This is a genomic window from Acinetobacter sp. S4397-1 (genome assembly GCF_024129285.1).
Lineage (GTDB): Bacteria > Pseudomonadota > Gammaproteobacteria > Pseudomonadales > Moraxellaceae > Acinetobacter > Acinetobacter lwoffii_C.
On the sequence record NZ_JAMXXZ010000002.1, the window covers coordinates 184,419 to 209,583 of the forward strand.

Here is a 25,165-nt window from a genome sequence, read left to right on the forward strand (position 1 = left end):
ATTACTCCGGCAGGATGAACACTATCAACTTTATCTTCATAAGTGATTTGCTATTGGTTTTATTATTCAAACCAAAAAGCGATGCGAAGGCACCGCTTCTGAATAATCCTTTAGACGAATTACATCGGATAATCTTCTAGACAGTCATAAATTTCGACTTGATCGAGGCTGCCGGTTTCCATTGCCAAGCATAATGCGACAACTTTTATCGTATCTGTCAAAAATTTTTCATCTTTTAAGTCAATGCCTTGCTGTAATTCCTGCATACGCTCTGCCGGAATTTCAAGTGCATGCGCTGTTTCCGTTGCGTCCACCTGGTTAAAGAAGTGCGAAATTGCGTCTTTCAGTTCTGCATCCGATGCATTCAAAATTCCTTGATTCAACTGCTCTGTCAGCAGATCAGTTGAAGAAGATAAAGCTTGAGAGAATTTTTGAGCAAGGTTTTGACCCAGCACATCAGTCATCTTTAACATGGAGATACCTTCAACAATAAAGGAGAAAAGGGAGAACATAACCCAAAGGGATGTTTTAAATTGGTTGAAAATTAACCTATATTGGGTGGAAATGCAAAGCTTTGTAGATGACTGAGCAGTAGGATAATTTAAGAGAATAAGCCTTGAAATATATAACTATCAGATAAATATGAGCTTAAATGGGTTTTTAGAGCCGAATTTGATTTTTTGGAGCTATATTAAAGGAATTATTTAGTAATATTTTGCCGATACGCCCCTGGACTTACACCTGTCCATTTTTTAAAAGCCCGATGAAAAGCGCTGACTTCCTGAAAGTTCAATTGTTCACTGATGTCTTGCAAACTTTGGGCGGTACGGGTTAACAGCTCAATTGCGGTATCACGTCGAATCTCATTTTTAAGCTGCTGATAACTAAATCCTTCATTTTTTAGGCGCCGTTGCATCGTGGCTTCGGACATATTCATTTTCAGGGCCAGTTCATTGAATTCCAGCCATTCGGCGGGTGGAACCGTTAAAAGCCGTTTGCGAATCTGGGTGCTTAGCGCATAAGGGTTTTTAAACCGGACCAACAGATTGTCGGGCGTTCGCTGGATAAATTGATACCAGGAGTTTTGATCCTGCTTCACCGGCAGATGTAAATAGGCTGCATCAAACTGGATATAATTTTCGCTGGCCTGATATTCAATCTGTTCACAAAAACGGACTTTATAATCAAAATCTTCCAGCGGTGCAGCGCACTTGAGTTGAATCTGATTCAGCAAAATTCGCTGTCCACTTAACCAGCATAAGAGAGAATGAATTAGCATTAGATAGGTCGCATAGCTAAACATGCGCTTGGTCTGCTTCTGGTCATAAATCAGAATATAAGCGAAGTTTTCCTGAACCATGAGGGTGCTGTGCAGGTCGTCCAGAACCAGATTAAAAAATTGCAGGATTTGTTGCAGGGCTTTTTCCAGCGTGTCGGCTTGTAACAGCATTCTAGATAAAAGCTTAAAGCTGCCACGGCGCATCGGATGGCTATCCATCCCAAAAAATTCATCATTCATGCTGTCGGCAAGTACAGTCCACAAGGCGGCATATTGCGCGACCGAAACCCGAGCTTTGGCTGAGTGAAGAATTTCTAGCGGAATACCGGCTTTAGTTAAAATTACAGAAATGTCATAGTGCTGCGCTTTGGCATTTAATAGCGCCTCATGAACCAGATCAATCGAGATCGTTCCCTTACTATATTTCAAGGCAGGTAAATGCATGGCCAGTCCAATCTTCCTTTTTTATTGTCCAAATCCATCAATCAAGATGCGATATTTGGAAATTGTACAGAATTAAATCTCTGTTTACTCTGCCTATTAAGTCTTAGCTTGCCAAACTATCTTAATAGGACATTAAAATGAAGGTTCAGGGAAAAGTCATTGTGGTTACAGGTGGTGCATCAGGTCTGGGTGCCGCCACCGCCACGCATCTGGTAGAGCAGGGTGCACAAGTGATTCTGGTCGATATGAACCAGGAACTAGGCATTGCCTTAGCGCAGCAGTTGGGCGAACAGGCGGAATTTGTGCAACTGGATGTCACTGATGAGCAGGCGGTAGAAACCTTTTTTGCTCAGGTGGAAAATAAATATGGTCAGCTCAATGGTCTTGTGAACTGCGCCGGAATCGCACCTTCAGCGAAGGTGCTGGGCAAGAAGGGTATTCACGAGCTTGCTATGTTCCAGAAAGTATTAAATATCAATGTGGTTGGCACCTTTAATATGTTGCGTCATGCAGCGGCATTAATTGCAAAATATCAACTGCAATCAGACGAAGAAGAACGCGGTGTAATTGTGAATACGGCTTCAGTTGCCGCCTTTGAGGGGCAGATCGGTCAAAGTGCTTATGCTGCATCTAAAGGTGCTGTGGTTGCCATGACTTTGCCTTTGGCACGTGAGTTGGCGCGTGAAGCGATTCGTGTAATGACCATTGCACCGGGCATTATGGAAACGCCCATGTTGAAAGGTATGCCACAGAATGTACAGGATGCCTTGGGGCAGATGGTTCCTTTTCCACCACGTCTGGCCAAACCTCAGGAATTTGCTCAATTGGTCGGTCACATCTTTGAAAATAGTTATTTAAATGGTGAAGTGATTCGTCTGGATGGGGCGATTCGTATGGCAGAGAAATAAAGATTTGAGCTTAAAGGGCATAAAAAGACCGGGTAAGAGACTTTTTAGGCATTTACCCTGTATTAAAAAATAAGAAAGATGAGTAAAGGAAATACGCTGTGCTTTTAAATGATGAACAAAAAATGATTCAGGAGATGATGCGTAACTATTCGCAGCAGAAACTGAAGCCTACCGCGGCCTTGCGCGATAAAACGGCCCAATTTCCAGCTCAGGAACTCAAAGAACTGGGTGAGCTGGGAGCGCTGGGAATGACCGTTGCCGAACAGTGGGGCGGTGCAGGTCTGGACTATGTTTCTCTGGTATTGGCACTGGAAGAAATTGCCGCCGGAGACGGAGCTATCTCGACTATTGTCAGTGTACAAAACTCCCTGCCTTGTGGCATTACCCAGCGTTATGGCACAGAAGAACAAAAGCAGACCTATTTAACCAAACTGGCTTCGGGTGAATGGCTGGGTTGTTTCTGTTTGACTGAACCACAGGCTGGCTCAGATGCCAGTGCTTTGCAATGTAAAGCAGAACGTGATGGAGATGAGTGGGTACTCAATGGCACCAAGCAATTTATTACCACTGGCAAACATGCCCAGATTGCCCTGGTGTTTGCAGTCACCGATAAATCTGCTGGCAAGAAAGGTATTTCATGCTTTCTGGTACCGACAGATACGCCGGGTTATCTGATTTCAGGTCTGGAAGAGAAAATGGGCCAGCATTGTTCTGATACGGCCACGATTATCTTTGATCAATGCCGGATTCCAGCTCAAAACCTGTTAGGACAGGAAGGTGAGGGCTACAAAATTGCCTTGTCTAATCTAGAATCTGGCCGGATCGGGATTGCAGCACAGTCTGTCGGCATGGCACGAGCTGCGCTGGATGCCGCAGTGGAATATGCCAATGAACGCAAATCTTTTGGGGTGGAACTGGTTCAGCATCAGGCAGTAGCCTTTCGGCTTGCTGATATGGCGACCCAGATTGAAGCAGCGCGACAACTGACTTTGCATGCAGCTACTTTGAAAGATGCCGGTTTAGCATGCTTGAAAGAAGCCTCTATGGCCAAACTGTTTGCTTCGACGATTGCAGAGCGGGTCTGCTCTGATGCCATTCAGATTCATGGCGGATATGGCTATGTGTCGGATTTCCCCGTAGAACGTATTTATCGGGATGTACGCGTCAGCCAGATTTATGAAGGGGCTTCAGATATTCAGCGTCTGGTGATCGCCCGGGAGGTCAGCAAAATCTAAGGCGCAGGATGAAGAGGACTGTTCAAATCCTGCAGGCCTATTGAGGGATATGGAAATTGTAGAAGGTGATAAAGCATGGTGAATTATTGATTCAATCGAAAAGCCACTCGCTACAAGGACAGCAACACATGCTCTGAAGCTAAAGCAGCTTTTAACCTGCCTGTAATGGACTTCGCAGGCAGTAGAGATAACAACAACTACAACGGACACAGACACATCGTCTGAACATACAACAGAAATAGAGGTTGTCGGGATGAAGACACTAGAACAAGCATATCGCGAATTTGATTTTGACATGATGGTTCAACAACAGCTGGCAGGAACGCCGGAGGCTCTCAATGCTTATACAGAATGTTGCGGACGCTATCTGGGCCAGAACCGGACTGCGCTGATCTGGGAAGGTAAAAATGGCACAACACAGCATTGGAGCTTTGAACAGCTGGCAGATGCTTCAGCACAGCTTGCCCACTATATGACAGCACTCGGTTTGCAGGCAGGTGACTGCATTGCTGGTCTGCTTCCGCGTACTCCTGAATTACTGATCACTATTCTTGCCACCTGGCGTATTGGTGCTATTTATCAGCCTTTATTTACGGCTTTTGAGAGTAAGGCGATTGAGCATCGTATTAATACGGCTCACACTCGACTGATTGTTGCTAACCATGAACAGCGTCCAAAACTGAACGGGCTAGATATTCCCCATATTTTAACGGTGCAACCAAGTTCAGAAAATGCGGCTCGAGATGCTGATTTCTGGGCTGAGCTTAAAAAGCATCCTACCGAGTTTGACACGGTTCAGGGCGGTTTAAGTGATATTTTTCTGATGATGTTTACCTCAGGTACGACTGGTCTGGCGAAATCCGTACCTGTGCCTTTAAAAGCTCTGCTGGCCTTTAAAGGTTATATGTTGCACGCCGTAGATTTGCGTGAAGAAGACTCATTCTGGAATCTGGCCGATCCCGGTTGGGCTTATGGTTTGTATTATGGCATTGCCGGCCCATTGAGTCTGGGGCATAGCATTATTATGGATGAACGTGCTTTTAGTGTAGACCATGCAGTTGAGATTATTAAAAAATATCAGGTCAATAATTTAACCGGCTCACCAACAGCATTCCGGATGTTCTTTGGTTTTAAAGAAAAATTTGATGCTGAAATCAGTTCATATTTACGTGTGGTCAGTAGTGCAGGTGAACCTTTAACTCCAGAAGTCATTCAATGGTTTAACCATGAACTGGGAGTAAATATCCACGACCAGTATGGACAGACTGAGCTAGGAATGGTGATCGCCAATCATCATGCACTGGATCATCACAAGAAAATTGGTTCAGCCGGTTTTGCGATTCCTGGGCATCGTTTTGCAGTGCTTAATAATGACCTTCAGGAAGTAGGAAAAGGTGGTATTGGTACTTTGGCGATGGATTGTGCTGCTTCACCGCTGATGTGGTTTGAAGGCTATGGCGGTCATAACCGGAAGGCTTTTGCCGGCCAGTATTATTTAACTGGTGATACGGTCAAACTAAATGAATATGGCGGGGTTGATTTTATCGGACGTGCTGACGATGTTATTACAACTTCAGGGTATCGGGTGGGACCTTTTGATGTGGAAAGCACCTTGCTTGAATGTGAAGAAGTGCTGGAATCTGCTGTGATTGGCAAGCCTGATCCGGAGCGTACCGAAATTGTGAAAGCCTTTGTGGTATTAAAGCCACAGTGCTTGGCCAGTGAAGAGCTGAGGCTCAAACTTCAGCACTATGTACGTTCACGACTGTCCAAGCATGCTTATCCCAAAGAAATAGAGTTTGTGAAGGATTTACCAAAAACCTCAAGCGGTAAAATTCAACGCAACCTGCTCAAGCAACAAGAAATTGCAAAAACTCAGGACATTCAACAGGTCAGTTAATAATTTTACTTATCTTAAGGTCGCGGTTGCGGCCTTTTTTTGTCGGATTTGATTTGGTGAGGTCTAAAACTGATTAAACTCAATAACTGCTTTTTGTCATTACAATGTCATTTCATTTTTCTGGGGAATTTAAGTTTATCAAAAAATTAGCCCCTTTTAAAAAGAGGCTAAAAGGAGAGAAAGGTTTAAAAATTATAAGTTTATTTTCGCATGTTCTGCATCTGGCTTTTCTGGTTTTCCAGTCACATTACCTTTGAGTACTTTAAGTAAATGCGTCACTTTATTGTCGGTAATATTCCAGTATTCTGCACTGAAGGCTTTGGCCACCAGAACACGAATACTAGGATCATCCTTGCCGTCAAACCAGTTTTCCGCCCACGGATTCCATAATTTTTCAATGAGTGCACGATCGGTACTGATTTCACCATGCGCACTGATAGACACATAAGTATCATCCGAAGGCTTGGCAAATGACAGGCCTAAATGATGGCGTCCTGTAGTGATGGCCTGCACAATATCATTGGTATCTTTCATAATGAAATATAAGTTCTGGTTTTCATTCATTCCCTCAAAATTCAGCATTGTCATGGGCTGAGAGTGGATTTCTTGAGTCTCGGTCTGATGGCTGATCATGGTAAAACGAACACCTTTAATCAATTCCCATAATTTTTCACGATCATTATGTTCTGAATAAGATTCGGTCATACAAATTCTTCCTTCTGTTTTAGATGGGGTTTTCTGGGTGACTACTAAACAGCTTAATCTGATTTATAGGAGCAGGCAGAAGGTCTCACTGAACTTATACATTTTCAAACTGAAATACAGAGTGTGAATACAGAAGCACTCAAAAGAGTGCTATCTATTAAAGTTCGTTCAACAGAATAGGCAAAATAAGCGCCATGAATAAAGGCAGCATTCAAATGATTTCTACTTGATGCTGCGGGTTAAGCTGATATGCTATTTGACGCCCAGTTGCATTCTCCTTTATTAAATCGCTATTGAAGCGCTGTGACATTGATCACATTCTTATTGGTATGACATTTCCATATTTCTATAAAGGTAATTTTTGGGTAAGCGCTTTTTAAACATTTTGGAACAAGGAAAGACGTTGTCTACATTCACGATGGATGCTATCTCCCCGGAACTTGAATTGACAGATGCCGAATTGCACCTGTATAGCCGTCAGATTTTATTAGAGGGCTGGGATATTGAAGCACAGGAACGACTGAAATTCTCAAATGTCTGTATTGTGGGGTGTGGCGGGATCGGTTGTGTGCTGGCAGAACTGTTGGCGCGGGCTGGTGTGGGTAAAATCACCCTGATTGACCCAGATACGATTGAGATGAGTAATCTGCAACGTCAGCTGGCTTTTACACCTGAAGATCTGGGTTTCTATAAAGCAGAAATCCTGGCTAAAAGATTGAGACAGATTAATCCGCATGTACGGGTTGAATCTATTAATCAGGCTTTAACGACTGAAAATGCGACTGCTCTCATCCAGCATCAGGACTTGGTGCTGGATGGTTGTGACCAGTTTGCAACGCGTTATCTGGTGAATCAAAGCTGTGTAAAATTAAATGTGCCCTTATTAAGTGCCTCTGCCATTGGATTTCAGGGGCAGTTATTTATGCTTGAAGGAGATTCCGCCTGTTATGCCTGTCTGTTTCCTCCAGAAAATCAGGCGGATGAAAGCTTGCGCTGTGCGGATTCAGGTGTGTTGGCCACCACACCCAATGTCATGGCCAGTTTGCAGGCCCACCATGCTTTGCTTTACTTAGGCTTAGGAAAAATGCCATTGAGACAGAAGTTTCTGCTGTGGGATGGGCTCAATTTCAAACAGCGAATTTTAAGTTTCCAAAAAGATACAGATTGCCCGGTTTGTCAGGCAAGATAAGCCTGCAAAATTTATTTTTTTTGCTACACTGCGTGTAATTAATTTTTCCTAAGACATTATGAAAAACAATATCTGGTTAGATGGACTTCGTTCAGTGGCCCGTATGGGAGAAACTGCGGTCGTTGCAGCAAAGGCGGGCATTAAATATGCAACTGAAAAGCCGAGCAATGCCAAACTCATGCGTGAAACTTTTGAATCTTTAGGTTCGACTTATATCAAGCTCGGGCAGTTTATTGCCAGCACACCTTCGCTGTTTCCGCGTGAATATGTAGAAGAGTTTCAAGGCTGTCTGGATCAAACACCGACTTTGCCCTTTAGTTATATACAGCAAGTCTTAGCCTCTGAGTTTGCTGATCGTAATCTGGATGAAATTTTCGCTTCAATTGATGAAACGCCGCTAGCGTCTGCTTCTATTGCGCAAGTTCATGCTGCCAAGCTGGTGTCTGGCGAAAATGTTGTGATTAAAGTGCAAAAGCCTGGTGTGGAAACCATTCTTTACACTGACCTGAATGTGCTGCACTGGGCCACCAAGCTGCTGGAAAAAGCTGTACCTAAAGTTAAATTTGCGTCTCTGGCCGATATTGTGGAAGAAATTAAAACCCGCATGGTACGTGAAGTTGATTTTATCGAGGAAGCGCAAAATCTGGATGATTTTGTCAACTATCTCAATGTGACCAATAATCAGGCAGCAACAGCACCTAAGGTTTATCATCAATATTCTACCCGTCGGGTCTTAACCATGGAGCGTCTCTATGGGGTGTCATTGACAGACTTTGAAGTGGTCAAGAAAATTTCTAAAGATCCATCACAGGTGTTAATTACTGCAATGAACACCTGGTTTGGCAGCTTGATGATGTGTAACAGCTTCCATGCGGACTTGCATGCCGGTAACCTGATGTTGTTGGAAGATGGCCGGATCGGTTTTATTGATTTTGGTATTGTGGGGCAATTGAAGCCAGAAGTCTGGACTGCATGTATGGCCTTTATGGAGGCTTTGCAACACACCAATTATGGGTTGATGGCAGAGAACATGCTGAAAATGGGCATGACTGCGGTCGAGATTGACACCACAGTTCTGGCAGCCGATCTTGAACGTTTATTTAGCGGTGTACTGATGTCTGATCCTCAGGAGCTACTGAGTTCAAATCCTGCTGATCTGAATGACATCATGATGGATATGGTGGCCGTCGGTGAACGTCATGGTATTCGTTTCCCACGTGATTTTGCCCTGTTATTCAAGCAAATGCTGTATTTTGATCGCTTTATGCGAATTCTTGCACCGTATACCGATATTTATGCCGACCAGCGTCTGCAAATGGTGCAGGATATGGATCCTAATCTGCTGTTAAAGCATTAATTAAATCCCGCTCATCCTTCCTTTCATTCAAGTAAGGGAAGGATTCCCTCCAAAAGTTCTTTTTTATTCAAGGAGGGCTTTGGGGAGTTGACTTATCAATATCCTATTCTCGAGTGATCAAATGGACGCAATTATTATTGAAGGCTTAAAAGTCGATACGGTGGTCGGCTGCTTTAATTGGGAGCGTCAAATCATTCAGCCCTTATTGCTGGATTTGACCATCCATACCAGTCTGGAACAGGCATCACAATCAGATAGGCTGGACGATACGCTAAACTATGCCGAAATTTGTGAGATTTCAGCACGTGTCATTCAGGAAGCACAGCCAGAATTGATCGAACATGCAGCAAAATTGGTGCTGGATGCGCTTTTTACTACCTTTGAAAGTATAGAATCGATTATGATTACGATCCGTAAGCCTGCCATCATCGCGCAAGCCAATTCTGTAGGGATACGTCTTGAACGCCACCGAAACGATATTCGCCTTAGCACTGGCGAGTAATTGTCATCCACAGCAACATTTTCAGACTGCACAGCAATGTATTTCACAATGGGGAGAAGTGAAATTCTCGCCTATATATGCAATTCCATGTCGTGATGCGATTGGTTCAGATTACTGGAATGGCGCCTGTCTGCTATCCAGCCATATTTCTGTTGAGGAATTAATCAATTTTCTTAAGCAGCTGGAAGCAGACTCGGGACGGGTACGTCCATCCCATCAGATCACTCTGGACGTCGATTTAATTGCATGGGGATCTGATCTGGCCCATATGCAGCTGAATGAGAAAAAACTACCGCTCGCATTGGATGTCAAAATTCCAATGTGGGATGTATGGAAAAATGATCTTTTTCAACATCAAGCACACGCTTTTCCTGTTATCCAGCCTTAAGGCCTGAATATTAATTGCTTCATTAGACGATATAGTCTTCAAGCTGAATGGATGACTTGTTTATTATTAATTTTTGATCAATTTGGATAAATCGTTTTCAAATAGTCTGTTTTATAATTTTTGGTGCTGATGAATAAATAAAAATAATTATAAGTATAAAAAAAGCTTGTTTTAATGTGAAGGAAATAATTTTTCAATTTTAAATTGGCATTATTTTTATTTAAATTAAGTTTAAAACAGAATACAACATGGATTTAAGTCCGCGTTATATTCATTTTGATGGTCAGAATAGCGATATTGTTATGAACTAACAGGCACTAAATCTTCCTCGATCATCACATGGTAGATTTCTTCGTCCACCGCGGCGATCATCATCTTATGTTAGGGCGAAAAAAGCTCACCTTACGATGAGCTGTTGGGCTTGGTTAGCAATCAGATATAATAACTGGTTTGGGTCATTAATTTTGAAATTGCAGTCATGGTCATCCGTACGGGAGCAGGCAAATCTACGCCACCTGCGGCCAGCGCTGTATCGCGGTGATGCAGCTCATCTTCATTCATTTGCTGCAAGATGCGTCGGGAGCGCTCGTCTTGAGCTGGAAGCTGACGAATATGATGTTGCAAATGTATGCTGACCTGACGCTCGGTTTCTGCCACAAAACCCAGACTATATTTGTCACCTGCAATGCCGGCAATGGCGCCCATACCAAAAGACAGGCCGTACCAGACCGGGTTCAGCAAACTGGTATGACTGTCCAATTCTTTAAGCCGGTCTTCACACCATGCCAGATGATCCTGCTCTTCAATAGCTGCCTGTTGCATTTCCCGACGAACATTGGGAAGCTTTGCTGTCAAAGCCTGCCCGTGATAGAGTGCCTGTGCACAGACTTCACCACTGTGATTAACTCGCATCAGGCCAGCGACATGGCGGGCATCGCTCACCGTTAACTGGGTCTCTACCGATTGGGCTGGATTTTCACGTTGTGCAGAAGTACTCCCCGGAACAAGACTGCGTAGTGCCTGGTCAAAGGAATGAATAAGTTTATCGACACCTGTATATTGACGCATGAATTAATCCTCCAAAGGGGCGTTTGCGGTTTTGAGCATGGATTTGAGCCGGTAGAGTAGCCAGACCGTGAAGATGCCACTCAAGACTGCGGTAATACAAAAAAGTATTTTAAGATCAAACTCTAGAACGCTTAAAATAATAATTGAAAATATAGCAGAAGATACCATGAAAACAGCATTCAGGATGTTATTTGCAGCAACCACACGTGCACGATGTGAGCGAGGAGAATGTGCCTGCATCATGGTATATAACGGGACAATATAAAAACCGCCACTGATGCCCAGCAAGGTTACTGCCAGCATGACATGATAATAGCTCCAGCCTTGCTGAAATACCTCAGCCAGGCCGAGCAAAGCACCGCTACGTTCAGGAATGGCAGCCAGGCTTGCTGCCAGATAGAGGGCAAAAATAACGAGCCCAACTGCCCCAATCGGAACCATTTTAATATTGACTTCGGTGCCGCCCAATCTGCGGCATAAATAGGAACCAAGGCCAATCCCGACTGAGAAAAAAGTCAGTAGCAGGCTGGCTACATTTTCCGAGGCATGCAGGTTTTGTAGGGTCAGTTGTGGAATCTGGGTCAGATAGGTCGCCCCATAGAACCAGTACCAAGAGTTACCCAGTAAAATTAAAAAAATCAGCGGCAAGCTTTTTGCATATTTTAACGTCTGAAAACTGGTGCGAAAAAAATTCCAGTCAATCTGAATGTCCGGGGCTGGAATACTCTGTTTCAATATAGAGCGACTAGACCAATACCCCAGCATGGCAATTGTCAAGATAGTCAGACTAATCCAGAGCAGATGACCATTTGAGGCTGCAATAACAGCGCCGCCCAGAATCATACCAAACAGGATGGCCAGTGATGTGCCAGACTGAAACAGGGCATTTCCAGACATCAGCTCATCTGGCTTCAGGACTTCAGGTAAAATGGCGTATTTAATCGGGCCAAAGAACGTGGACTGGGTGCCCATCAAAAACAGGGCAAAGAGCAAAATCCATAAATTCCCCAGTAAAAAACCGATGGTTCCCAAAATCATAATGACGATTTCTAGAATCTTTAAATAACGAATCAGTTGGGCACGTTCATATTTGTCAGCAATCTGTCCTGCAGTGGCTGAAAAAATGAAATAAGGCAGGATAAATAGCAAAGCAGCCAAGTTGTTCAGTGTGCTGATATGGGTACTCTGTTGAATCCAGCCATAGGTGATGACCAGTAATAAAGCCTGTTTAAAAACATTATCATTTAAAGCGCCAAAAAACTGGGTCAGAAACATCGGTAAAAAACGACGGGAGCCCAGCAGATGTTCGTTATTATTCATAGACACGTGCTACATTAAGTTTTATGAAGAAATGTGAGAGATGCGTAAACATTCGGAAAAATCATGTAAGATACTTTCGGCTAGGTGAAGGTAAAAACCAGTAATTTAAGTTCTTTAGCTTATATTTTTTGGTCAAATAATCAATTAAAGAATGTATTTGTTTAGAGTTTGCTATGCTTGCAAAAAGAAATTTTAAAAAAACGATGCTGAATCGTAGTATGGGGAACCTCATACCACATCATGGCCGGACATGGCTGTGTATGAGCATATTTTTTATGATGTGGTCACATCAGGGCATAGCACAGACTGAACAGGCAGCAGACACTCCAGTCGCAGTGTCCCGAACGGAAAAGGTTGAAGAGCTGTCTCAGGAAGCCCTTCGCCAAGGTCTGGTTAATTCCGAAAGTGAAGCGGTCGAAACCATACAACAGGCACTGGTGCCGCAAATATCCGTTGATAGTATGCAGATGTTGCAAGAGCAGCAAAATGCCGGTGGTATTCTGGAAGAGTTTAGTCCAATTGAATTTGAAGATCTGGAAAACCTGCCGATGCAGAGTATTGACCAGAGCATGGCCAATGAAATTTACCGTGTCGCTGAAGAAGCCAAACGTGAAGCACAGGATTATCGCAATACCCAGCAGACTGAAACGGTGGTAGACATCAGTCAGCAGGAATTGCTTGAAATAAATCAGGCGCCAGTAAATGTTGATCAGCTGATGCAGTCTATTCGGGCAGATAGCAACATTAGCGTACAGAGTAATGAGGCGGCTCGGACTTTAAGAGATATTCCGGGGCCGACCGAGCCGGAAGATGCCAAAAAGCCCAATATCGTAAAACGACTCTGGTATAAGCTGCGCCCACCACGTCAGATCATGATCGCCAGCACACCCCGGATCAGTGCTGAAGTCATCATTATGAATGGGAATGGTACCGCCGAAAGTAATGGTGTGCTGAATCGTAGATATGAGTCTGAAGCTTATAATAATTTAAGCAATAATATTCGTGCCAAACTATCCAGTTTTACGCAGGAATCCTTTGAGGATTTTTCTTCGGCATTGCCCCAGTTACGCAACCTGTCTAAGCAGGCAGCGCAGGCAGTGGGCTATTATAATGCCGAGTTTAAGTTTGAACGAGTGTCGGATAGTCGCGTAAGAGTCCGGGTGACACCCAATGAGCCCGTACTGATTAGCAGTCATCAAGTGGAATTTACCGGACCCGGGGCAGAGCAGCCACAATTCCAGGTTATTGGTCTTTTACCGGAACAGGAAGAAGGTGATATTTTCAATCATGGTGCCTATGAAACCACCAAAGGCAGGATTGTTGAGGCAGCCAATCATAATGGTTATTTCGATTCCTTTTGGCGCCTGCATGATGTATTGATCAAACAGCCGCAAAATACAGCGGATGTTAACCTGCGCTTTGAAACCGGTGAACGCTATAAGCTGGGACAAGTTGAATTCAGAATGAGTGACCCTGAAAAAGAATTTCCGCTGGATCCAGATATTCTGGAGAGTCTGGTGACTTGGAAAGATGGGGCTGACTATGCCTTCTGGCGTGTCAATAGCCTGGCCAACAACCTGGCCAACTCGCGTTATTTTAACTATACACTGGTTGATGCGATACGTCCTGATCCGGTGGACAGAGAGCTAGAACTGGCTCCTGATATTCAGAACCTGATTGAACAGCAGAAACTGGAAGAGGATGGTTCTACTGCGAATGTTCCTCAAAAACCGGCTAATTCTCCTGAAGTCACGCAAAATGTCGTGGATGAAAGTCAATTTGCTGGTATACAGGATCAGGAAAATCCGAGTCTTATGAGCTTGCGTGTGGAGCAGAAAAGCAAGGAAAATGAGCAGGACCGTTTAAAAGCACAGGCACGTGAAGAGAAGAAAGTTCCGGTCATTGTGACTTTAAATGCAGACCGCCTGAATAGTGCTGAAGTCGGTATCGGTTATGGTACAGATACTAATGTACGCTTACGTGGGCAGTATCGCCGTGCCATTGTCAATAAACGTGGGCATTCATTTGACGCCAACCTTGAGCTTTCCGGGATCCGCCAGTCAGTTGATGGCCGCTATAACATTCCATATCATCATCCTCTCAATGACTATGTCAGTATTGTGGGCGGGTATGAACGTGAAGAGCGGGAAGATGTCGCTCAGGATACAGGCCTGTTAATTGAGTCGGCCGTACTAGGCGCAGACCGGCTTATTAAAAATCCGCTGGGGAATTGGCAGCAGGCCTTTGGTGTGCGTTATCGTCTGGACCGGCTGACACAGGACGGTTCGGTTGACTTTAACCAGATTCCAGAAGCTTTTAGATTTAATTCCGCTGCTGAGCAGCAATCTCTTCTGTTTGGTTATGAAGTGTCACGCACGGAGAGTGACCGCCGGATTAATCCGACCAAAGGCTTTAAGCAGATTTATAAGGTTGAACTCGGTAGTGAGGCTTTATTGTCTGATGCCGATATGGCCATCCTTAATGCGGGCTGGCGTTTTATCTATTCATTGGGAGAAAATGCTGACCATCAATTTGTTGGCCGTGCCGATCTGGGCTATATTTTCACAGAAGATTTTGCCAAAGTGCCTTATAACCTGCGTTATTTCAGTGGAGGCGATCAGACCATTCGAGGTTTTGATTATAAGAGTCTTTCGCCTGAAATTGATGGCTTTAAAGTAGGGGGGCAGGCTTTAGGTGTAGCCTCACTTGAATATAATTACCAGTTCAGGGAAGGCTGGCGAGCTGCAGTCTTTGCAGATGCCGGCAATGCCTATAATGAGGATTTTAGCAATCCGACTGAATATGGTGCGGGGTTGGGAATTCGCTGGGCCTCACCGATTGGCCCGATTCGGGTTGATGTTGCAACCGGATTATCAGATGACAGTCATCCAATCCGACTGCATTTCTTTATTGGTTCACCGTTATAAAACATTCATTTTTTAAAAAGATTTATTTGGGTACGTTATGGTCGAAAACCAACCACAGCCGGAACAAGAACAACCAAAGAGAGTGCCAAAGCAGCGCCGTATATTGAGAAGTATCCTATTGTCGGTACTTTTCTCTATCATTTTTTTGCTCTCTGTTCTGGCAGTTCTGTTTTCGACTAATCAGGGCAGCAAGTTTTTGCTGGAACAGGTCATGCAACGCCAGCAGATTATTCATTATGAATATGAAGGCGGGAATTTATGGCGTGGGATCATTTTAAAAAATATCCTGGTCAGTCTGGAGGCTGTAGATGTCAAAATTGACCGGGCTGATGTTACCTTGGGCTGGCGTGCGATACTCAAAAAGGAAATCCATCTCAATAACGCAGATGTGACGCATTTGCAGGTGATTAATAAAGGTCCTTCCAGTAATGAGCCTTTCAAGTTTAATGCAATCCGTCTGCCTTTTGAGTTGCGTGTCGATCATCTGCTGCTTGACCATCTGCTAATTAAAACCCAGACCACTGCGGTGGATATATTTAATATTGAATTAAATGATGCCTTATGGTCAGGAACTGAACTGAATTTTGAAGATTCCCGTATGGATATGGGGTATCTGTCGGTACGCGAAGCGAGCGGAAAAATGCAGTTTGAAGGCAAGTATCCACTTGATGCTCAAGGTATTGTAAATCTGCCTGCGTTAAGAGAAAGCCTGAATGTCCATGATATTCATCTACGGGCAAGAGGTACGCTGGATACAATTCAGGCTGGCGTTGCCACGAATACCCCTGATCTGCTGACCGGATGGGTAATCTTGCACCCGATGCGCCCTCATGTACCGATGAAAGGTGAGCTGAAGTTTAAAGAATATCACTGGCCAATTCTGCCTGAACAGAAGCTGTTTACTCAGGATGGTATTGCTGAATTTAATGGCAATATTGAACGCCTGAATTTAAATGTGCGTACCGACCTGAGCGGAGAAAATATTCCGCAAGGTGAATATAATGCGGTGATGCATACCGATCTGGTCAATCAGCTTAATATTAGCGACCTGAATGGACAGCTCATGAAAGGTTCAGTCAGTTTGGCAGGAACTGTGGGTTGGTCAGACCGGGTGGAGTGGGATTTAAGCGGTCGTATGAATGGGATTGATCCCAAGCATGATCGTATTCCACAAGTACTTCAGGATTTTTTGCCGCCTAGTCTGGATGGCAAGATAGCCTCTGCAGGTCATCTGGAAAAGGGTATGCATCTGACCGCTCTGGTCGATTTTGACCGCTATGAAAGCTGGAAGATCAAGCTGGATCAAGCTCCACAAAAAGCTAACAAACCGGAACCGATGCTACTGGATGTTGCCTGGAATAATATTGATCGTGCTGTCCCTTATATTGGCTGGCTGAGCAGTGACTCAGGGGATGTCAAACTGGCACTACGAGAAGGTCAGCAAAACATCCATGTGGCGACCAAGGTGAGCAGACATGACGACGGCGTGCTACCGCCAGGAATGTATCGGGCGCAGCTTGATCTGAAAGATAATATTCTGCGAGTGCCAGACTTTAATTATGGTGCTGATGCACAGGCCGGCAGCTTAAGCGGTAATGCGGTCATTGAGTTGCCGGACGAAAAACGTCAGCTGAAATGGAGCGCCGTATTAAATGCCAAGGGGCTGAATACACAAACGATTGCTGCGGCTTCACCCATTGACCGTTTAAGTGGTCAAATCAAGGCGAATGGCTATGCGCAACCAAATCAGCAGATTATTAAAGTAACGGGTGTGGACTTAAGCGGCAGACTGGCTGATCAAAATGAAACCGTACATTTAAAAGGAACCAGTGGAATTGCCCTGTTATTCCATAATGAAAAAGCCGGCGGCGGATTTAAAGGCTATGCGATGAATTATAATGGTTCATTAAGCAGTAGCCAGTTAAAAGCCAGCAAAGGGATGCTTAAAGTACGCCTGTCTGGAACGCCGGATATGTTGCGTATCGCAGAGCTACGACATGATGGGATCGCCGGGAAAATCAATGCCAATGGTCGCGTTCATCTGGCTAAAGGAATTGGCTGGGATATTAACGCCTCACTCATACGTTTTAAGCCACAATATTTTAATGCCAAGCTGAAAGGCGAGATTTCAGGCAACATCCAGACCCGTGGGCTGTGGTCAGATCAGCTGAAACGTATCCAGATTCAGCGTTTGAACCTGGCTGGGATATTAAACGATAAACCGGTTCGGGGCACAGGTAATCTGGCGGTCATTATTAATTCAAATCAGCGTGGCTTTGTACCGGAGCAGTTTGAAGCCAATAACCTGTTTCTGTCTTATGCCAGCAACCAGATTCAAGCGACCGGCAATGCGCAGAACTTGCAGTTAAAAGTGAATGCACCCGCCTTGTATGAGTTATACCCAGGCTTGAAAGGCCGGGTACAAGGTTATATTAATATGCAGTCCCAGCCGCGTTTGCAGGCCTCAACCAATCTTGCGATTGATAATTTAGCCTTTAAGCGACTGTTCAGTGTGCAGCAGGTTCGGGTGCGCGGTCAGCTACCGACTTCACAAAACACACCGACTTTATTAACTGCAACCATGGAGCGCTTACGTAGCGGATCACGGGAAATTGCTCATGGAGAGGTTTCTCTGGCGGGTACCCGTTCTGCACATATTTTAAAGGTTCGGGCAGAAAACCGCCTGTCAAAATTCTTTATCCAGCTGGCGGGTGGTTTTAATGCGCAAAATAACTGGTTGGGCCAGATTCAAAATGGTGACTTTGACTCCTTAAGAACTCATCTGGTGCAACGTCAAAATGTAGCGGTGATTTATAATACTGCTCAATCTGATCTTTTCATTGGTGCCCATTGCTGGATGAGTCAGCAAAGCCAGTTGTGCTTTGATCAGCCTGTTCGGGTGAATCCAGCGCGAGGCAATGTCTCTTTTGTGACCAAAAACCTCGACCTGAATGACTTTAGTGCCTTCTTGCCTGAAGGCTTGGCTCTGACCGGTAAAATTAACGGTTATGCCAAAGCTTCATGGGCTAAAAATGCCAAGCCAAAAATTGATGCCCGTCTGGTCACCCGCAGTGGTGTGGTCGGACTGTCTTCTGAAGATCCGGAATATCTGGGTTCGACCCTTCAGTATGATGAAGTGGGGCTGATCGCCAAGAGTGTTGCCGAGGGTTTACAGATTCGTCTAGATGTGAAAACGCCGGATATTGGTACGGGTTATGCCAATGTCATTATTGATCCGTATCAGGACAGTAAGCCAATGCGTGGTGAGATTGCCTTTAATCAGGTGCAGCTCAAAGTGTTTAAGCCATTTGTTCAGGATATCCGAAATCTGGAAGGGATTTTATCCTATGCCGGTAAGGTGGGCGGCACACTAAGAGATCCATTACTTGAAGGCGAAGTCCGGGTGAAAGATGCTGCCATCAGTATGATTTCCTTGCCGGTGAATCTGACCAATGTCCAGCTTTATTCATCCATTCGCCAGAATAGCGCCACTATTAATGGTGCATTTAATAGTGGTCGTGGAGCAGGGACACTGACGGGTTCGGTTGATTGGAAAGGCGATCCGCGTGTTCAGTTAAAGCTGCAAGGGGAAAATCTGCTGATCCGTCAGGCACCGCTGATTGCTGCAGTGGTTACTCCTGATTTGTCCTTGGACATGTATCCATTAAATAAAAAGCTCAGCCTGCGTGGGAAAGTAGAGGTGCCACGTGCGCTAATTTCCATGCCAGAAGCCTCTGAGCCGGTGGTGGGGCTGTCTTCTGATGTGCGCGTTGTGCATGAGGGAGATGATCAATTGGCCATTTTAAATGCGGCACGTCCATGGGATATTCGAGCAGATGTTGCAGTGTCTTTAGGTGATCGGGTCATTTTCCAAGGCTTTAATAGCCGGATTCCACTGGCAGGTCGGGTTAATTTATCTCAGCGTGGTCTGGAAACAGCAATGCGGGCCAATGGTGCAATTGGGGTATCACAACGGGTGAAGATTGAGGCTTATGGTCAAAGTCTGGACCTGACCCGTGCTATTGCCCGTTTTAATGGTGAGTTGACAGATCCGACTCTGGATATTGATGCCAATAAAACTGTACAGGGCAGCACCGTGGGGGTGCGTGTAACCGGTACGGCATCGAGTCCAAATATTCAGATTTATAACGATGCGGGCCTGTCTGAACAGGAAGCTCTCAATGCCTTGATTACCGGGCGGATTAATGAAGGTGCCTCTAGTCTAAGTCAGGCGGAAGGCTTTAGGTCTGATGTTAACAATACTATTGCTGCGGCAGGGATCAGCCTGGGCTTAGGTGGTACCCGTGCATTAACCAACCAGATTGGCCGGAGTTTTGGTCTAAGCGGTCTGGCACTGGATGCGGAGGGTACAGGTGATGATACGCAAGTATCGCTAACAGGTTATATTACGCCAGATCTTTATATCCGTTATGGGGTCGGGGTATTTACACCAGTCAACAAATTGACTTTACGTTATCAGGTAAACCAGCGTTTATATCTGGAAGCGAGTCAGTCTCTCGAACGAGCCATTGACTTGTTCTATAACTGGCGTTTCTGATTTAGAGACAATATATGTTGATATAAGTTGTTGTTATTTAATTCGTTATTCATTCAGTCTACATAGGAATGTGTAGACTATATAGTATATAGACTGTTGAGTAATTTCAGGCTTAAAATGCAAGTGTCGAATTTGTAGATTAAGCTTGAAATGAAACTCAACAAGACTAATGTTGATGCTATTGCATTGACTGAAAAAGGATAAACTATCTGTCTTGTCTGGGATCTGATTGGTTTTTTAGTTTAAGCCACTCTCAGATTTACCGATTATATCTGGCCTATCAACAACCTGCGTGACCGAAGTATGCGTCGGGGTTATCTTGCTGTGTATCCTGTGCACAGCTCATTCAGCTTGGACAGAGCGAGTAGTATTTCCAAGCCTCACCATTTTAAAATAACTTTTGGCAAGAAGAGGGCTATAAAATGCCCCGAAGCTTTGATCTCTAGTAAGTTGGTAATGATTCCGACCAAAGACTGGACTGCAAATGCTTTTCTGGCGTCAGCTGCGAAGCAAGTGTATGAATCTAAGAGTTAAAAAAGCCCTCAGGTTGAGGACTTTTTAATAATCAAGGTTTAATTCGCGAGATTACTTTTGACTTTTCAGCTTCTTTTTCAATTTAGCTAACTTGTCTTTGTGTTTAGATATTTTCTTAAGGCGAGCTTTAATTTTTTGCTTCAGGGATTTTACTTGCTTAGCCACAATGTTGCTCCTCTGTTGGTGTATCCGCTGACTGATTTTTTTTAATAAAACTACGGATGAATTTTCTTAACTCTCTAGCTGCGCTTGTATCCAGGCTATCACATAAGTGAATGAACTCATCACGCTCAGCTGTATTGATGCGAATTAAGAGCTGACCATCTTTTTTATTAAGCTTGGTTTTTTTGGGTAACTCAGTCATATCATGTTTCCCCACCAAAGCTAATAAATAAAATGTATATACAAAGTATATGCTGCACCGTATTTAGTCAACCACCTCTCATAAATCTCCAACAGTCAATATCCTATCCTGACTAAAATAATTCTGAATCAAGCTAACATAACTCATTGAAAAGAAATGATTATGTAGTTTGTATGGCCTGATAGTAAGTTTTTGTTGCTTAACTTCCATTGAATATCTTCCAAGCTGCGGCAGTTTTTCATTCTGTATAAAATATAATTAAATAAAGTCAACAAATTAAAACCTATATGCTCAGAGCTGATGCATTTCACGATAGGAACACAATCTTTTTAATGAGGGCTTTGTTTTTAAAAAGTTAATACGCAACGCCAATATTCTTGAGTCTGAACACCTACTATCATGTTTATTCCCCTCGACCATAAATCACAAAGGAATAGCTATGACTAATCAGACAGACCAAAAATCTAGTCCGCAAAAAGAATCTAATGATGATAAAGGAAAGCAGGAGTCTTATAAAAATACAGAGCCCAAGAAAAAACCGAATGCAGAACCGGAGAATCCACTGAAAGAGCAAAAATAGCTAATTCAACTTTAAAAAGCCCTCTGGGTGAGGGCTGATGATAAAAGTTAGATATTTGAGGAGTATAGATCATGAGGCTTAGATCAGCTTACAGAAAACTTAAACTCAAGCTATCTAAACAGTTTACAAAGCTATTGCTCATGGCCTGAAGTTTAAATGAATGAAAAATAGCCTAAGTCATATGGAAAGATCTGAGTGAATGCTATTTCTCATTCTTTGGAATTACTCCTTAAAAGTATCGTTCAACGCCGTTTGTACGGCTTCAACACGTGTCTTGCATGCTTTATAAGCGCTCATCGATTCTTCTACAATTTTCATCAGGTTGTCGATATCTGGCTCTTGCTGAGATTCAAGCAATTCAGCATTTTTTTTCAGGATGTTATAGCCTTCCTGAAAGCTTAAAGTGTCATGACTCATGAGAATTTACCTGTGTAAGTTGTACGGAGAAAATACCATCGTGTAATTCCACTTGAACGGGTTGTTGCATATCTAGTTGACGGACTGAGCGAACCACCTGATCTTGCTGGCGTACGATGGCATAGCCTTTAGCAAGAACATGACGCGGATTTTGTAATAAAGTTTCCCGCATCAGGGCATCCAGCTGTTGGCTGATGAGTTGAGTATGTTGTTGAGCTAGGTGTGAGGTATCAGCTTTAAGCTGTTCCACCATCTGCACGGCATAACTGAGTTGATGGCTGGCCAGATTTTGTATCAGCTTGAGATATTGATTATTCTGGTTTTGATAGGCCTGAATCTGTTGCTGGGAAAGACGCTGAATCTTTTGCAGGTTTTGCATCAGCGTCTGGGTGAGCTCCGCGATATGATTACGGATACCTGCAATAACTTTACTGGGTGTATCAAAGGAACGATGCGCAATTTCATCCAGAATTGTCCGGTCTTTTTCATGTCCAATGCCTACCCAAATTGGGACTGAGCGTTTACACAGCAGGGCAGCCAGCTCATAGTCATTTAAATAAGCCAGATCATTCACCGAACCACCCCCTCGAATGATAACGATCAGATCGGGTGCTTGGCTAAAAGTTTGTGCCCATTGTCTAAGTGCTTGGGCCAGACTTTGCATAATACTTTGCGGAGCCGTATTTCCCTGAAAAGTGGCGCTGTGATAAATAAACTGACAAACTTGTGCACGCTGCAATGCATCTGCATCTTTCTTGAAGTCACCCAAACCAGCAGCATTTTCAGGGGCGATTACCAGAATCCGGTTCAGATCAAAAGGGGCCGGCAGTTTTTTATTACGATCAATCAGTTTCTCAACAGTCAGCTTTTCTACGATCTGTTGATAACGTCGGGCAATGTCACCTAAAGTATAGCTAGGGTCAATCCCTACAATATTTAAAGAAAAGCCATATTGTGGGTCAAAACTGGCCTTGACCTTGAGCAGAACTTTTAAATCACAGCTGAGCTCAATTCCGCTGTGCCGTTCAAATTGGGCGACAATTTTTTGGGCACTAAATTTCCAGATTGTGGCACGACAGCTGGCAATGACCCGATCTGTTTCAGCTTCTTTTTCTGCCAGTTCCAGATAGTAATGACCCGCTTTTATATTCAAGTTACGAATCTCGGCGGTCACCCACACCGGCTGATCGAAAGTGAGTTTAACCACTTCCTGTACCGTAGACAGATATTCTTTCAGGGAGAGTTGAGCGTCGTTTTGCATGCCGGTATAAAGTGTATTATTCAATCGAATATTAAAGCAATATGGCAAACTTCACAAATCTCGAAGCTGATGAATGGGGCAAGTATTCCAGGATTTTAAAGCTTTTAAGCTCAATAAAATTGAGCATTTTTAAAATATGTAATGACATTATAATGTCATTGTGCTGTGAAGCTCCATGGATTTGATCAGTCATTATTTCGGAAATCAACACAGGAAGTCTAAATAGCTTTATATTCTTCAACTGATTTAAGCAATCATGTAGATCAATTAACAGATCACCACAAAATAGAATCCCCTTTTAGGAAAGAGATTCGGATTGAAAAATCCTGAGACAGGTAGGATTAAAAGAATAAGGTGTTGTGCTTTTAATGCTCAGCTAAGCGCTTAATAATTCAAACGAAGGATAGATTCAGGATTATGCGGCTGTAGTACCGGAAGATTTTGATCCTGTCCTTCCATATAAGCATAATCTGCCAAACTTAGCATTTCTTCATCTTCTTCACTATTTCCATAAGCATAAATTTCAGTAAAGTTTTCAAGGGGATATTTTTTCATTACCCTGATTTTCTTTTGTTCTTTACTACAGTCCGCAGTACGGTACATGCCTGTTAAATAGTCATTTTGAATGTCAGTTTCGCTACAAATCAGGTCGATTTTCAGATAGTCGCAAATCGGCTTCAAGTATAGATCTATGGAGGCTGACACCAGAACCACCTGATGGCCGAGCCGTTGATGCATTCTCAATTGCTCGAACAACTTGGGATTTAATTTAAAAACTAGCTGTTCGGCATAATCCTGAGCCAATTGCTGAATATCGGTAGCATTACTATTTTTGAACATGCTGGCATAAATTTTAGGGCGCATCGCATGAGCAGGATAGAGCTTGAGATAATAGGCCTGAATCCACGGCAAAATACGAATACCGCGTTTCAGAATATGCCTTTTCGACAAGGCATGGAAGATGAACCCGGTAAAACTGTCGTCAGGATACAGGGTGCCATCAAAATCGAATAAGGCTAAAGTTTGAGGTGTTTGACTTTGCGTATGCATGTTTGATATCGACCATCGACACGAGTGGCAAACCAGTTGGTATTATAATCCCGGCTGAGCTTCGGACCAGAAATTACCACTTCCGGCATTATGGCATAAAATGGGGTTTTACCTGTTTTCTCTTGGTAAAGTTTACTGACGCCTCGATAGGTCATGGTGTTTTCAAGGCTTTCTTCTTTTTCTTTCTTTAAGTCGGCCCGAATCTGGCGTTCAGTAATAACAAAATTATTTTTTGCGAAAACACTGATGAGCTCACGTTCTGACTGGCTCTTCTGTGCACGTATGCCACCATCTTTATTATAAAGTAATAAATCCCCATCTAGGCTGAGCTTAGTCTCGGTCAGGCTATTGAGCATCTTCTGGAAGGCTGCATTTCGGCTAGAATATTTACCTGAATTATAATCTGCAAAACGGTAAATCGGTTTGTCATAGTTTGTCGGATACATCATCAGCCGATGAATACCATAATATAAGCCGCCGTATTGGGTGTATAAGTCGCTGCGCAGCGCTGCAATATTTCCTCCCTGACGCTTATATTCTTTGGCATAACTTATATGAACCTGCATGGAACCCAAGGTGGTGATCGGATTCATCTTCTCACCAATATTTTGACCGAACAGTTTGGCGGCACCCGTTAAGGCACTTACACGATAATGCTTGGCCATGTAGTCAAAAATTTCACGATACAGTTCATCAAGTTCACGTTCGGTTTTCACCCGGCGCATCTGATTTAGATAATTATCTTTTGGATCCGGATGGTTTCTTAGTACATCCTGAAAATAACCCGCCACTGTTCCACCAATCGATTCGCCCAGTTTATCCTTGAATTTTTCTTCTAGGCGATCCTGCACTTCCTTCACGGCTTTTTCACCCAAACCTAGAACCACAGGATCGGCAACAAAGTTAGATTCCTGATCCACCACAGCTACAATAGTACAGATATTCTCTTTGGTTTGAGGAATGCCGAGCTGCTCGGTAATGTCATAAATATCCTTGGCCCAAGACTCGCGGTCATTGACCCGGGCTGGAATGGCTTTACGAATATGTTCAACCTCAAGGGTGGGTTCATGATCTTTAGACCACCAGGAACCATTACCGCAGCCCAGCAAACCTAGAGATAGTGTAAGCAAAGACAAGGACTTGATAGAAAAAGAAAGAGCAGGTTTTTTGTTCATGGTG

20 protein-coding genes are annotated in these 25,165 nt (G+C 43.8%); 10 read left to right on the plus strand and 10 right to left on the minus strand.

Going from position 1 to position 25,165, the window contains the following annotated elements:
- Positions 1-119 precede the first annotated feature (119 nt).
- Both NI467_RS02175 and NI467_RS02180 read right to left on the minus strand, forming a co-directional pair.
- Complete coding sequence (locus tag NI467_RS02175) at positions 120-473, minus strand: hypothetical protein (RefSeq protein ID WP_174659708.1); 354 nt, start codon at positions 471-473, stop codon at positions 120-122.
- 227 nt (positions 474-700) lie between these two features.
- Positions 701-1,723, minus strand: coding sequence for an AraC family transcriptional regulator (locus NI467_RS02180; RefSeq protein WP_253150658.1), 1,023 nt, complete (start codon positions 1,721-1,723; stop codon positions 701-703).
- A gap of 137 nt (positions 1,724-1,860) precedes the next feature.
- Between NI467_RS02180 and NI467_RS02185 the strand changes: the two genes are divergently transcribed.
- The 3 genes from NI467_RS02185 to NI467_RS02195 all read left to right on the plus strand — a co-directional run bounded on the left by NI467_RS02185 (position 1,861) and on the right by NI467_RS02195 (position 5,766).
- Positions 1,861-2,631: a 3-hydroxyacyl-CoA dehydrogenase gene (locus NI467_RS02185; protein WP_253150659.1), complete on the plus strand. Its 771-nt coding sequence runs from the start codon at positions 1,861-1,863 to the stop codon at positions 2,629-2,631.
- A 98-nt stretch (positions 2,632-2,729) separates the two neighbouring features.
- Positions 2,730-3,866: an acyl-CoA dehydrogenase family protein gene (locus tag NI467_RS02190; protein ID WP_151207707.1), complete on the plus strand. Its 1,137-nt coding sequence runs from the start codon at positions 2,730-2,732 to the stop codon at positions 3,864-3,866.
- A 253-nt stretch (positions 3,867-4,119) separates the two neighbouring features.
- Positions 4,120-5,766, plus strand: coding sequence for an AMP-binding protein (locus tag NI467_RS02195; RefSeq protein ID WP_253150663.1), 1,647 nt, complete (start codon positions 4,120-4,122; stop codon positions 5,764-5,766).
- Between the two features lie 192 nt (positions 5,767-5,958).
- On the opposite strand, the gene NI467_RS02200 is transcribed toward NI467_RS02195, so the two are convergent.
- Entirely contained in the window at positions 5,959-6,471 is a 513-nt protein-coding gene (locus NI467_RS02200; protein ID WP_151207711.1) for a pyridoxamine 5'-phosphate oxidase family protein, read from the minus strand.
- Between the two features lie 418 nt (positions 6,472-6,889).
- Here NI467_RS02200 and NI467_RS02205 point away from each other — a divergent pair, with 418 nt between their 5' ends.
- The 4 genes from NI467_RS02205 (at position 6,890) to NI467_RS02220 (ending at position 9,907) form a co-directional block, all read left to right on the plus strand.
- Complete coding sequence (locus NI467_RS02205; protein ID WP_253150732.1) at positions 6,890-7,660, plus strand: HesA/MoeB/ThiF family protein; 771 nt, start codon at positions 6,890-6,892, stop codon at positions 7,658-7,660.
- Positions 7,661-7,718: 58 nt separating this feature from the next.
- Positions 7,719-9,017, plus strand: a complete 1,299-nt coding sequence (locus NI467_RS02210; RefSeq protein ID WP_253150665.1) for an AarF/ABC1/UbiB kinase family protein — start codon at positions 7,719-7,721, stop codon at positions 9,015-9,017.
- Between the two features lie 121 nt (positions 9,018-9,138).
- Positions 9,139-9,519 carry a dihydroneopterin aldolase gene (gene folB, locus NI467_RS02215; RefSeq protein ID WP_151204128.1) on the plus strand — a complete coding sequence of 127 codons (381 nt, stop codon included), beginning with the start codon at positions 9,139-9,141 and terminating at the stop codon, positions 9,517-9,519.
- Positions 9,476-9,907: a 2-amino-4-hydroxy-6-hydroxymethyldihydropteridine diphosphokinase gene (locus NI467_RS02220; protein WP_253150667.1), complete on the plus strand. Its 432-nt coding sequence runs from the start codon at positions 9,476-9,478 to the stop codon at positions 9,905-9,907. Before folB ends, NI467_RS02220 begins: the two co-directional genes overlap by 44 nt.
- Before the next feature lie 432 nt (positions 9,908-10,339).
- Here the strand turns inward: NI467_RS02220 and coq7 are convergent, their stop codons facing one another.
- A complete protein-coding gene (coq7, locus tag NI467_RS02225) occupies positions 10,340-10,975 on the minus strand; it encodes a 2-polyprenyl-3-methyl-6-methoxy-1,4-benzoquinone monooxygenase (protein WP_253150668.1) in 636 nt (211 codons plus the stop codon).
- Between the two features lie 3 nt (positions 10,976-10,978).
- Complete coding sequence (locus NI467_RS02230; RefSeq protein WP_151204131.1) at positions 10,979-12,295, minus strand: MFS transporter; 1,317 nt, start codon at positions 12,293-12,295, stop codon at positions 10,979-10,981.
- A gap of 173 nt (positions 12,296-12,468) precedes the next feature.
- On the opposite strand from NI467_RS02230, the gene NI467_RS02235 reads away from it, so the two are divergent.
- Together NI467_RS02235 and NI467_RS02240 are read left to right on the plus strand one after the other, a co-directional pair.
- Positions 12,469-15,222, plus strand: coding sequence for an autotransporter assembly complex family protein (locus NI467_RS02235; protein ID WP_253150669.1), 2,754 nt, complete (start codon positions 12,469-12,471; stop codon positions 15,220-15,222).
- A 37-nt stretch (positions 15,223-15,259) separates the two neighbouring features.
- Positions 15,260-19,780: a translocation/assembly module TamB domain-containing protein gene (locus NI467_RS02240; RefSeq protein WP_253150671.1), complete on the plus strand. Its 4,521-nt coding sequence runs from the start codon at positions 15,260-15,262 to the stop codon at positions 19,778-19,780.
- 691 nt (positions 19,781-20,471) lie between these two features.
- On the opposite strand, the gene NI467_RS02245 is transcribed toward NI467_RS02240, so the two are convergent.
- Positions 20,472-20,678 carry a hypothetical protein gene (locus NI467_RS02245; protein WP_151207723.1) on the minus strand — a complete coding sequence of 69 codons (207 nt, stop codon included), beginning with the start codon at positions 20,676-20,678 and terminating at the stop codon, positions 20,472-20,474.
- Between the two features lie 439 nt (positions 20,679-21,117).
- Between NI467_RS02245 and NI467_RS02250 the strand changes: the two genes are divergently transcribed.
- Positions 21,118-21,258: a hypothetical protein gene (locus NI467_RS02250; protein ID WP_162850572.1), complete on the plus strand. Its 141-nt coding sequence runs from the start codon at positions 21,118-21,120 to the stop codon at positions 21,256-21,258.
- A gap of 222 nt (positions 21,259-21,480) precedes the next feature.
- Here the strand turns inward: NI467_RS02250 and xseB are convergent, their stop codons facing one another.
- From xseB to NI467_RS02270, 4 genes are all read right to left on the minus strand, one after another.
- Entirely contained in the window at positions 21,481-21,675 is a 195-nt protein-coding gene (gene xseB, locus NI467_RS02255; protein ID WP_253150672.1) for an exodeoxyribonuclease VII small subunit, read from the minus strand.
- Positions 21,665-22,936, minus strand: a complete 1,272-nt coding sequence (gene xseA / locus NI467_RS02260; protein ID WP_253150733.1) for an exodeoxyribonuclease VII large subunit — start codon at positions 22,934-22,936, stop codon at positions 21,665-21,667. Before xseA ends, xseB begins: the two co-directional genes overlap by 11 nt.
- 384 nt (positions 22,937-23,320) lie before the next feature.
- Positions 23,321-23,986, minus strand: a complete 666-nt coding sequence (locus tag NI467_RS02265) for an HAD family hydrolase (RefSeq protein WP_253150673.1) — start codon at positions 23,984-23,986, stop codon at positions 23,321-23,323.
- Entirely contained in the window at positions 23,953-25,161 is a 1,209-nt protein-coding gene (locus NI467_RS02270) for a DUF1615 domain-containing protein (protein ID WP_253150674.1), read from the minus strand. The genes NI467_RS02265 and NI467_RS02270 overlap by 34 nt, the downstream gene beginning before the upstream one ends.
- Positions 25,162-25,165: the final 4 nt, after the last annotated feature.

Bases quoted from the DNA above. Each gene is read 5' to 3' on its own strand.
- NI467_RS02175 (WP_174659708.1), bottom strand. From the start codon at position 473: ATGTTAAAGATGACTGATGTGCTGGGTCAAAACCTTGCTCAAAAATTC.
- NI467_RS02180 (WP_253150658.1), bottom strand. From the start codon at position 1,723: ATGCATTTACCTGCCTTGAAATATAGTAAGGGAACGATCTCGATTGAT.
- NI467_RS02185 (WP_253150659.1), top strand. From the start codon at position 1,861: ATGAAGGTTCAGGGAAAAGTCATTGTGGTTACAGGTGGTGCATCAGGT.
- NI467_RS02195 (WP_253150663.1), top strand. From the start codon at position 4,120: ATGAAGACACTAGAACAAGCATATCGCGAATTTGATTTTGACATGATG.
- NI467_RS02200 (WP_151207711.1), bottom strand. From the start codon at position 6,471: ATGACCGAATCTTATTCAGAACATAATGATCGTGAAAAATTATGGGAA.
- NI467_RS02205 (WP_253150732.1), top strand. From the start codon at position 6,890: ATGGATGCTATCTCCCCGGAACTTGAATTGACAGATGCCGAATTGCAC.
- NI467_RS02210 (WP_253150665.1), top strand. From the start codon at position 7,719: ATGAAAAACAATATCTGGTTAGATGGACTTCGTTCAGTGGCCCGTATG.
- folB (WP_151204128.1), top strand. From the start codon at position 9,139: ATGGACGCAATTATTATTGAAGGCTTAAAAGTCGATACGGTGGTCGGC.
- coq7 (WP_253150668.1), bottom strand. From the start codon at position 10,975: ATGCGTCAATATACAGGTGTCGATAAACTTATTCATTCCTTTGACCAG.
- NI467_RS02230 (WP_151204131.1), bottom strand. From the start codon at position 12,295: ATGAATAATAACGAACATCTGCTGGGCTCCCGTCGTTTTTTACCGATG.
- NI467_RS02235 (WP_253150669.1), top strand. From the start codon at position 12,469: ATGCTTGCAAAAAGAAATTTTAAAAAAACGATGCTGAATCGTAGTATG.
- NI467_RS02240 (WP_253150671.1), top strand. From the start codon at position 15,260: ATGGTCGAAAACCAACCACAGCCGGAACAAGAACAACCAAAGAGAGTG.
- NI467_RS02245 (WP_151207723.1), bottom strand. From the start codon at position 20,678: ATGACTGAGTTACCCAAAAAAACCAAGCTTAATAAAAAAGATGGTCAG.
- NI467_RS02250 (WP_162850572.1), top strand. From the start codon at position 21,118: ATGACTAATCAGACAGACCAAAAATCTAGTCCGCAAAAAGAATCTAAT.
- xseB (WP_253150672.1), bottom strand. From the start codon at position 21,675: ATGAGTCATGACACTTTAAGCTTTCAGGAAGGCTATAACATCCTGAAA.
- xseA (WP_253150733.1), bottom strand. From the start codon at position 22,936: ATGCAAAACGACGCTCAACTCTCCCTGAAAGAATATCTGTCTACGGTA.
- NI467_RS02265 (WP_253150673.1), bottom strand. From the start codon at position 23,986: ATGCATACGCAAAGTCAAACACCTCAAACTTTAGCCTTATTCGATTTT.
- NI467_RS02270 (WP_253150674.1), bottom strand. From the start codon at position 25,161: ATGAACAAAAAACCTGCTCTTTCTTTTTCTATCAAGTCCTTGTCTTTG.